At 38.1% G+C, this 8,957-nt stretch carries 10 protein-coding genes; 7 read left to right on the top strand and 3 right to left on the bottom strand.

The window, feature by feature from the left end; genetic code table 11:
* Positions 1-450: 450 nt before the first annotated feature.
* Complete coding sequence (locus D5R40_RS39705; RefSeq protein WP_240038873.1) at positions 451-684, bottom strand: OsmC family protein; 234 nt, start codon at positions 682-684, stop codon at positions 451-453.
* A 282-nt stretch (positions 685-966) separates the two neighbouring features.
* A complete protein-coding gene (locus tag D5R40_RS35390) occupies positions 967-1,140 on the bottom strand; it encodes a site-specific integrase (RefSeq protein WP_161564433.1) in 174 nt (57 codons plus the stop codon).
* A gap of 261 nt (positions 1,141-1,401) precedes the next feature.
* On the opposite strand from D5R40_RS35390, the gene D5R40_RS16655 reads away from it, so the two are divergent.
* The 7 genes from D5R40_RS16655 (at position 1,402) to D5R40_RS16630 (ending at position 7,143) form a co-directional block, all read left to right on the top strand.
* Complete coding sequence (locus tag D5R40_RS16655) at positions 1,402-1,860, top strand: peptidoglycan-binding domain-containing protein (RefSeq protein WP_124144271.1); 459 nt, start codon at positions 1,402-1,404, stop codon at positions 1,858-1,860.
* A gap of 185 nt (positions 1,861-2,045) precedes the next feature.
* Positions 2,046-2,348, top strand: a complete 303-nt coding sequence (locus tag D5R40_RS16650; RefSeq protein WP_124144272.1) for a peptidoglycan-binding domain-containing protein — start codon at positions 2,046-2,048, stop codon at positions 2,346-2,348.
* Between the two features lie 139 nt (positions 2,349-2,487).
* On the top strand, positions 2,488-2,934 hold the full coding sequence (locus D5R40_RS16645) for a peptidoglycan-binding domain-containing protein (protein WP_124144273.1): 447 nt from the start codon (positions 2,488-2,490) through the stop codon (positions 2,932-2,934).
* Between the two features lie 709 nt (positions 2,935-3,643).
* Positions 3,644-4,087 carry a peptidoglycan-binding domain-containing protein gene (locus tag D5R40_RS16640; RefSeq protein WP_124144274.1) on the top strand — a complete coding sequence of 148 codons (444 nt, stop codon included), beginning with the start codon at positions 3,644-3,646 and terminating at the stop codon, positions 4,085-4,087.
* A gap of 94 nt (positions 4,088-4,181) precedes the next feature.
* Positions 4,182-4,358, top strand: a complete 177-nt coding sequence (locus D5R40_RS37055; RefSeq protein ID WP_192901090.1) for a hypothetical protein — start codon at positions 4,182-4,184, stop codon at positions 4,356-4,358.
* Between the two features lie 88 nt (positions 4,359-4,446).
* Positions 4,447-5,205 carry a DUF2905 domain-containing protein gene (locus D5R40_RS16635; RefSeq protein WP_124154931.1) on the top strand — a complete coding sequence of 253 codons (759 nt, stop codon included), beginning with the start codon at positions 4,447-4,449 and terminating at the stop codon, positions 5,203-5,205.
* A 612-nt stretch (positions 5,206-5,817) separates the two neighbouring features.
* Positions 5,818-7,143 carry a four-carbon acid sugar kinase family protein gene (locus tag D5R40_RS16630; protein WP_124154930.1) on the top strand — a complete coding sequence of 442 codons (1,326 nt, stop codon included), beginning with the start codon at positions 5,818-5,820 and terminating at the stop codon, positions 7,141-7,143.
* A gap of 54 nt (positions 7,144-7,197) precedes the next feature.
* Here D5R40_RS16630 and D5R40_RS16625 read toward each other — a convergent pair whose 3' ends face one another.
* On the bottom strand, positions 7,198-8,505 hold the full coding sequence (locus D5R40_RS16625) for an RNA-guided endonuclease InsQ/TnpB family protein (RefSeq protein WP_124154929.1): 1,308 nt from the start codon (positions 8,503-8,505) through the stop codon (positions 7,198-7,200).
* Positions 8,506-8,957: the final 452 nt, after the last annotated feature.

Raw genomic sequence — 8,957 nt, 5'->3', positions numbered from 1 at the left:
CATTAAAGATGCGCGACGATCGCTTCATGTTCACTGCGGCTGGACTCTGGAATTTCTACTTAATGGCAGGATAATTTAATCAGTGAAAACCAGAATTTTCCCATTTCACTTTAAGGTTTTATTTCGCGACAAGTCTATTGTATGTGTTTGTGTGTGTTTTGTTGCGTTGCCCCTATATACTTAGGGGCTATTTTTTTTGTTCGCGTTCGCTGCAATAAAGCTTGACATTATGTCCTATTTTCTACATATCTTGTCTATGCATCATTAGCAGCAAGACCTACAGCAGTTAAAGTACCTTCAAAACTCAAGAATTAAACTACCGCCACTTTCACGTCAATATTACCAGCAATCGCTTTTGAGTACGGACAGAGTTGATGAGCTTGAGCAACGACCTGCTCCGATGTTTCACGCTCTGAGTTTGGCATTTCCACTTTTAACTCAGCAGCAAGCTTATATCCACCATCTGCTGGATCTCTGCCAAGAGTGACGACACGTCACCGTTGCCTTAGACGCATCGACCCGCATCTTTCTGGCAACCAAAGCCAGTGCCCCATGAAAACAGGCGGCGTATCCAGCAGCAAACAGTTGTTCTGGATTGGTTCCTTGACCCCGACCACCAAGCTCTTGAGGCATCGCCAGTTCTAAGGCTAATAATCCATCCTCACTTTCCGCATGACCTGACATCCGGGCGTGTTCTTCTTGCCCCGGTGTTACAGTGACCACAGCCGTATACAAAGACTTCATTTCAGCCCCTTCGTATGGCTGTTCTAATTGCTGCATCAGTTTCTCTGTATCAGGGTTCATAATTCCTCGCTTTTCCGAACAATGCTTCAAGTACCATAATACTACGAGTCGGGGCACGGGTTCGTGTAAAATCAGGCTACATCTCCTGAAAGCTTTGTTATAATTCAGTTTTAATGTCCAGCCCAGAACGGAAATCAGCAGAATAAGTAATTTTATATTTCATCAAAACTCCAATAGGTCAGACATTTCAGCTTGTGGCTGCTGGAGATTATCATCGTACACCATCAAGGTCTTGGGGTCAGCATGACGGCTAAAACTTTGGGCTTTCCTAATATTCCCACCATTACGTTCCAAAACTGCTGTAATGGCAGAATGTGACCGCTGAGTGCTAATCAATGTGTAAGAAAATTCACCTCCACCCACAATAAAAAGTTAATTGTGTAAGAAAATTCACCTCCACCCACAATAAAAAGTTAATTGTGATAACTCATGCACATTTTCCCACTTCCCCAAAAACTAGGAGATGATAAAAATATAGAGCAGGACTTACATAAAAGCACTTAATATAGTGGTTTTATCTGGTAAATGACCAATTAATGCGCTATATATAGATTTACTTCCTAAGTCCTGCTCAATTCAAAAAACAAGGAGAAAATTATGCTTGCTGGAACTCAAACAACTACTACTCGTGCTACTCTTACCCTTGGTAGCACTGGTGAAGATGTGAAATATTTACAAACAGTTTTGAATGCCATTGTTGCTAATAATAGCTTAGTAGTTGATGGAATATTTGGTAATCTTACAAAGGAAGCTGTCATAGCTTTTCAAAAACGATATGGTTTAACTGCGGATGGAATTGTGGGTCCCCAAACTTGGGGATTAATAGATACAGGGAAAATTGCCCGCGCTACTCTGTATTTTGGTAGCACTGGAGAAGATGTAGAATATCTACAAATATGGTTAAAGGCTGCTGGATTTCGTTCTTTGGTAGTTGATGGAATATTTGGTGTAGCAACAGAAGAAGCTGTGAAGAATTTCCAAAAATCCTCTGGTTTAACTGTGGATGGAATTGTTGGTCCCCAAACTTGGGCAAAATTAGAATCTATCAATGTTTAGAGTTGAATTCACTAATCAAAACTAACAAAACCATAGCTATGGCTAAAGTAGCTATCAACAAACCATTTTTTTACCAGCATTCAGTCTTCAGCTAAAATTCGGGGGTGAAAATCCCCATTATACGACTTGAAAACTGATTACTGATTGCTAACCTAATCTTCAACTAAACTAAGGAATTTTCTCAAATGACTGTATCAACTTTGCCAGTATTAAAAGAAGGGGATAGTGGAGATGCTGTTCGCTTTCTTGAACAGTTACTATCCTCAATCTATTGGTTTGGTTTCCAACAAGGTAGACCATCTCTGATTACAAGTAATGTGAAATTTGATGCTCAGTACGATAATCAATGCCAACAAATAGTAACTGAGTTTCAGGAAAATTATAACGCCATTTTTCCTTTTCCATCACCTGACATCACAGTAGATGGAGTGGTAGGTCCCCAAACATGGAAAGCGTTAGGTGATGCTATCTTCAAATACACTTATTAAAACTTAAACACTCTTGTTGCTACATCTCTAGATATGACTGCAACAAGAATGTACAAACTCTTGGAGTTTAGTCCTGGGGTTCCTGACCAAATCGCTCTAATTTCTCATACTCATCTATCCTAATACAGGAGAATTAACAATGACTTTAAGTGTTTCAAGTTCTTTTTCTTTACCAGTTTTACGCAACGGAAGCACCGGTTCTGATGTGACTCTGATACAACGCCTTCTCAATAATGCTGGCTATGGTTCTTTAGTGGCAGATGGTATCTTTGGTGTTCGCACTGACACCGCAGTTAAGCAGTTCCAAAAAGACCGAAATTTAATAGTGGATGGTATAGTTGGTTCTCAAACTTGGGAAGCTTTACTGCCTCCTACTATCGGTCAGGGTAGCAGCGGTGATGATGTTAAACGTCTGCAAATTACCATGAATGAAACGAACTATGGAACTCTAGTTGTAGACGGTATTTTTGGTTCAAACACTGAAGCATATGTTAAGGCATTCCAAACAGAGATGTCCTTAGAAGTTGATGGCATTGTCGGTCCTTTAACGTGGTATGTTCTGATGAGCAATCAGATTCAACATTAACGATTTTTAGAAAGTACTGGCTTAACCCACGCTCCCGTGTTTAACTTTCCGGTTCGTTCTTCATGGAACTGGCGGTCGCATTCCCAAGAATATTATTGAGAGCGAGAGCGTGGCAATCAGAACTTTAACCCTTGCCGATAATGTAGACAAAGAATATCTTAGGCTGTTCATTAATTGATAATTGATAATTACCTCGGGTTTTAACCGTTACGGAATTGAAGATAAGGAAATATTATTTCTTTTCTCTTGGTCTCATGGATATGGCTCCGAGACCTCGCCATCCCACCCTTCGGGAAGCTACGAAGATCGACCGCTTTTTCCCCTAATGTAGACAAAGGATATCTTAAGCTATTCATTAATTGATAATGGATAATTGATAATTACCTCGGGTTTTAACCGTTACGGAATTGAAGATAAGGAAATATTATTTCTTTTCTCTTGGTCTCATGGATATGGCTCCGAGACCCCGCCATCCCACCCTTCGGGAAGCTACGAAGATCGACTGCTTTTTCCCCTTAAAAGGGTCAGTTTTAAACCAGAATTATTTAATTATTAATTATTAATTATTAATTATTCGGTCAGGTGTTGGCTTGTTTCCTTGGAGCGATCGCAACAAGAATGTACAAACTCTTGGACTTTAGCCCTGGGGTTCCTGACCAAATCGCTCTAATTTCTCATACTCATCTATCCTAATACAGGAGAATTAACAATGACTTTAAGTGTTTCAAGTTCTTTTTCTTTACCAGTTTTAAGCAACGGAAGCACCGGTTCTGATGTAACTCTGGTACAACGCCTTCTCAATGATGCTGGCTATGGTTCTTTAGTGGAAGATGGTATCTTTGGTGTTAGCACTGACACTACAGTTAAGCAGTTCCAAAAAGACCGAAATTTAACAGTTGATGGTATAGTTGGTTCTCAAACTTGGGAAGCTTTACTGCCTCCTACTATCCGTCAGGGTAGCAGCGGTGATGATGTTGAACGTCTGCAAATTATCCTGAATGAAATGGGCTATTCTCTAGTTGGAGATGGTATTTTTGGTTCCAACACTGAAGCAGCTGTCAAGGAATTCCAAAAAAATAGCCGCTTAGAAGTTGATGGCATTGTCGGTCCTTTAACTTGGTATGCTCTGATGAGCATTATGATTACACATTAACGATTTTTAGGTTGTATTATCCAAGTGTGGGAGTTCAATTCTCCCACTTCTGACTTCAGTTATTCAGACAGTGAGATTTGAGGAGAATACTCCCATGCAAGTTAGATGGAAAATTTTATTGGTCAAAATAACAGTCTGGTTAAGTTTAGAGATTTGGCTAAATTTAGTAGGACTTGATTACTTAGCTGATTACAGTGAGTTTATTTTTGAGCAGAATAATGGCTTTGTTGGGCTTTGTTGTGTGAATCTGTGCAGCACTTCCTGGTACTGAACCTGATTTTGCATTTGAAACTTGCAGTGAGTTAAGTTATGAATAAAATTAAAGTTGTCAAATTCTACAATTAAAGAACTTAGAAAACATGACAGATGTAATAAAGGTATTACTTAATTTGCAAATGCCAACCATGCTAATTGTGGCAGGACTATTGATTATTATTTTAGGATTTGTCACAAAAATAGGTGGTATAATTGAGGTTTCACGAGAACAAAAAAGATTTACTATTCCTATAGGGTTATTTCTTCTAGTGCTTGGTATTGTTCTTAACTTTGCATCATCTCCAACTCCAACTCCTCCAACTACAACTACAACTCCAACTCCTCCAACTACAACTACAACTACAACTACAACTCCTCCAACTACAACTACAACTACAGGTGAAAAACCACCTCTTGATAATTCTAATATTGAACCTACAGTTACATATAATGAACCTACAGTTACATATAATATGAATAAAATAGATAGCCGCAGTAGTTATGCCGACATAATGATCGGTAATCAAAATATTAGTGGTACTTTTATTGTCGAAAGATTAACTCTTAATTGGGATTACTCAAAATGTCCCCAATTTACTAATGTACCTGATTTAAGTGCTGACGTTATGAAAGAGTCTGAATACACTGCTAGTTTAACTCAAAAATCTGACTCTAAAGTTTTAGATGATCGGGAATTCAAATATCCTCCTAATGATGTAGATAAATTTAGTATTTTTATAAACCATAGTAAAAATGGGGTCTACACAGTTTGGTTTGATTTTGACTACTACTTGTTTGGAAATGAAGATACAAAAAATAAGAAGACAGAAAATAAGGTTATTTCGTATTGTAACAAGTCGTAACAAGTTCGTATATTAACAAATGTAGTTAATTAAGTTATAAAACCTAAATTAGACTGAAAACCTAAAATCAATTTCAGTGTTAAACTAAGCAAGCTCATTAAGCATTAAAAAAAAAATTTTTCTCAAGACTAACAAAAGACTAAAACAATGGGCAAAAAATCAATCAATAATGCTAGAAATATTTTAAATTTACTAAATAGTATATTATTTGGTGATTTTCAGGATATTATCACTATAGTTAGTATCGTTGCGTAAGTCCTGTCTATACTGATTATGCTCAAACTTAGAGTTGAATGTTAATAAAATTTGCAATTATGTTCTGCAGCTCAACTTACTATACTGATGTCCAATGTTTAATCAATCGAAAAAATATTCCTCATTTTTCAAAAATTAAGTGATTCTGATGTGCAATAAATGTTTTATTTCTTTAGTACGACCGCTCCGAGCAATATCAAAATTATTCCTTTTTTAGTTTTAAAATTTATAAGCAACACAGAAAAAGGAAGAAAATTAATCAAATAGAGACATATCTATAGATATAGTAGTGAAAGCTGAGAAAAACTTTTTTGAGAATCTCGGTATAGCCTTCTATAGATAATGAGCAAAAAAAATATGACTAACAGCCAACCAAAAATTATTGTCCTAGATGATGACCCAACAGGTTCCCAAACTGTTCATAGTTGTCTACTTCTAACTAAGTGGGATGTAGAAACCCTAAAATTAGGATTACTTGATGAATCTCCCATATTTTTTATCCTCTCCAATACTCGCGCCCTGACCCCAGACCAAGCAGCCAATGTGACACGAGAAGTTACACATAACTTGACCGAAGCGATCGCTCAATCAAATATCCAAGATTTCTTAGTCGTTAGTCGTTCTGACTCTACTTTACGGGGTCATTATCCCATAGAAACAGATGTCATAGCAGCCGAACTTGGTCCATTTGATGCGCATTTCCTAGTTCCAGCATTTTTTGAAGGTGGGAGAGTCACCCGCAACAGTACCCACTATTTAATGGTTAATGGTGTAGAAACTCCAGTTCACGAAACAGAATTTGCCAAAGATTCAGTATTTGGCTACACCTATAGTTATTTACCTGATTATGTGGAAGAAAAAACCAAAGGTCAAATCAAAGCAGAAACTGTAGAAAAATTTAGACTTGATGATATTCGCTCTGGTAGTTTAGAACGTTTGATCAAAATGACTGGCAACCAATGTGGAGTTGTCGATGGTGAAACTCAAGCCGACTTAGACAAGTTTGCCAATGATTTGTTGGCAGCAGCTAGTCAAGGTAAAAAGTTTCTATTGCGGAGTGCTGCAAGTATTTTAACTTCTTTAGCTGCTTTGGGAAATCAACCTATAGCTGCTGAAGAGATGAGGCAATATGTTAGGAGTGGGAAACCAGGTGTAATTATTGTGGGTTCTCATGTTAAGAAATCTACCCAACAGTTGGAAAGATTATTACAAGAGTCTGATGTAGTGGGTGTAGAAGTAAATGTGTCTCATTTAGTTGAGGACTCTGGGGAGAACAGAGCAACTTTACTCAAAAATATACTCGAAAAAGTTCATACTGTTCATGCAGAAGGGAAAACACCTGTAGTTTATACCAGTCGTGAGGAGTTGACTTTTGAAAATGTGCAAGTGCGTTTGGAGTTTGGTGTAGCAGTTTCCGAGTTATTAATGGATATTGTTCGGGGTTTGCCGGAGGATATTGGATTTTTGATAAGTAAAGGTGGGATTACTTCTAATGATACTCTCAGTAAAGGTTTAGCTTTAACTACTGCTAGGTTATTGGGTCAGGTATTAGCTGGTTGTTCGATGGTGCGGACTCCTGCAGAGCATCCTCAATTTCCTGAATTACCTATTGTTTTATTTCCAGGTAATGTTGGGAATGTAGATGGTTTGGCGACAGTTTATCAGCGCTTGAGTCTATATTGATGTCTCTAGGGGTTAAAACACCCTGAATTCTAAGCGGATGTGCTTACGCGGGCGCTATTGCCACGCGAGGCACTGCTTACGATATTTTCTAGTTAGATCGTCCAACTTATATCGTTGTGGAAGCATCAAAACTTCCCTACCAACCTTGGCTAAATCTAAACTTAGCTGTGTTGCTACTTTTTTGATAATATTTCCAGCACCATTAGCATCGGCATTAATCAATTTACCTGTTGCTGAACGGTACAAACCACGATTAACACGCTTTCCTGATGGCTCCCACCTTTTCCTACGGAATGCTACGCAAACGGGTTTTTCACCAAATGTCGGTAAGAAATCTTCATCTAGAAAACTAGCCTTACTCGTGTAACTTTCCTCAGTCTCAACAAACTTAATTCCATACTGCTCAGACAATTCAGCTATCCTGGCTTTTAACTTGGCTGTTGGTATTTGAACAAACTGTTGGTTATTCTTCTTGCCGATGTTAATGCTATCTTTTTGGCGTTGATTCCACCCAAAAACTATTGTACCCACTTGATGTTCAATGCACCAGTTGATAACAAACCTAGCTGCTTTGTTCACATTATCCCGCATTTGACGGTTACGCTTTTCAGTTATAGCTGCTAAGTTATCGTCCCAGTAGTCAGCAGACTTACCTGATTTGATTTTGGCTACTTGCTTGTTGTACCATTGATTTTGAGATTTAACCTTTTTGCCATCAACTATAAAAGCCTTACCTACATTGCTCACGCAGGTTAACCAGTTGTTTAATCCAGGGTCTATGCCTAAGACGTTTTCTGCTATGGGTTGGCCTTTCTCTCGTGTAGGTTGCTCATAAACAAATTCTAAATAGAAGCAGTTGTTTCTGGGCACAAATCTCAATTCTTTAATTTGATTGAAATCTAAGTTGCTAGGCATTGGCAATAAAAAATGGTCTATTCCAAACCATGCTTTGACTTGTTTACCTAGAGGGAACTTAAGCATTCCATTCACTAGCTTGACCCAGCGTGCTGGATAACTAACGACTGCTAAACCATTCTTTTTGCGGTATTTTGGTGGTTTTGGCTTTTGTGCCAGTTCACCTGAAGTAAACATTTTGGCAAGTCTTGCATAAGAGTTGAAAGACTCAATTACAGAATGTAATGTCTGTTGAGCACAGGCTGAACGCATAGCCTTAAAATGCAGATTACTTTTTAACTCAAAATCTAGTTCAGCTTTAGACACAAAGCGTCCTGCTTTAAATAGCATTTGACGACAATAGTAAATACCACAATTTGTCAACTTATTTGCTTCTGTACATAGGTATTCAAGCACAGCCATTACTTCTGAGGTATTCTTGACTAGGTGTTGTTGGCATCCATACATTAATTAATTATTACCTCCTGTAGATATAATAGCACTATTAAATTCGGAATATATAAAGTATAAACTAGATAACTATATACCATCAAACCACAAAGGATTTATTGACATCTCCAGAGGTTGAAACACCCTGGATTCTGTGGGAAATCCACCGCAAATGGGATAAATCCGCATTTGCTTAAAGTCTGTCAAGAAACTTCTAGACTCCTGGGCGTAAATCAAAAATTTAGCTGTGAGCTTACTTTCAGAGTGGTTTTACTCAAGATATTGGAGCAATAAATAGCTGCTTTAGCTGCATTACTTGCTTTCAGCCGTCGTAGGAAATTAATTCCCCGTCTCTTGTCCGCCGGAATCTCACCGCACTAGCTAGAGGTCATGGCCACAAACCTTGTTCTTACTCATATTCCAACCATTATAACAGACTTTGACTCCGCTTTATTACCCGCGTGTCTTTA

Origin of the sequence: Okeania hirsuta (genome assembly GCF_003838195.1) — a bacterium.
Taxonomy (GTDB): Bacteria; Cyanobacteriota; Cyanobacteriia; order Cyanobacteriales; family Microcoleaceae; genus Okeania; species Okeania hirsuta.
Note: the sequence above shows the minus strand (reverse complement) of the source record. Positions and strands in the feature narration are given on the sequence as shown.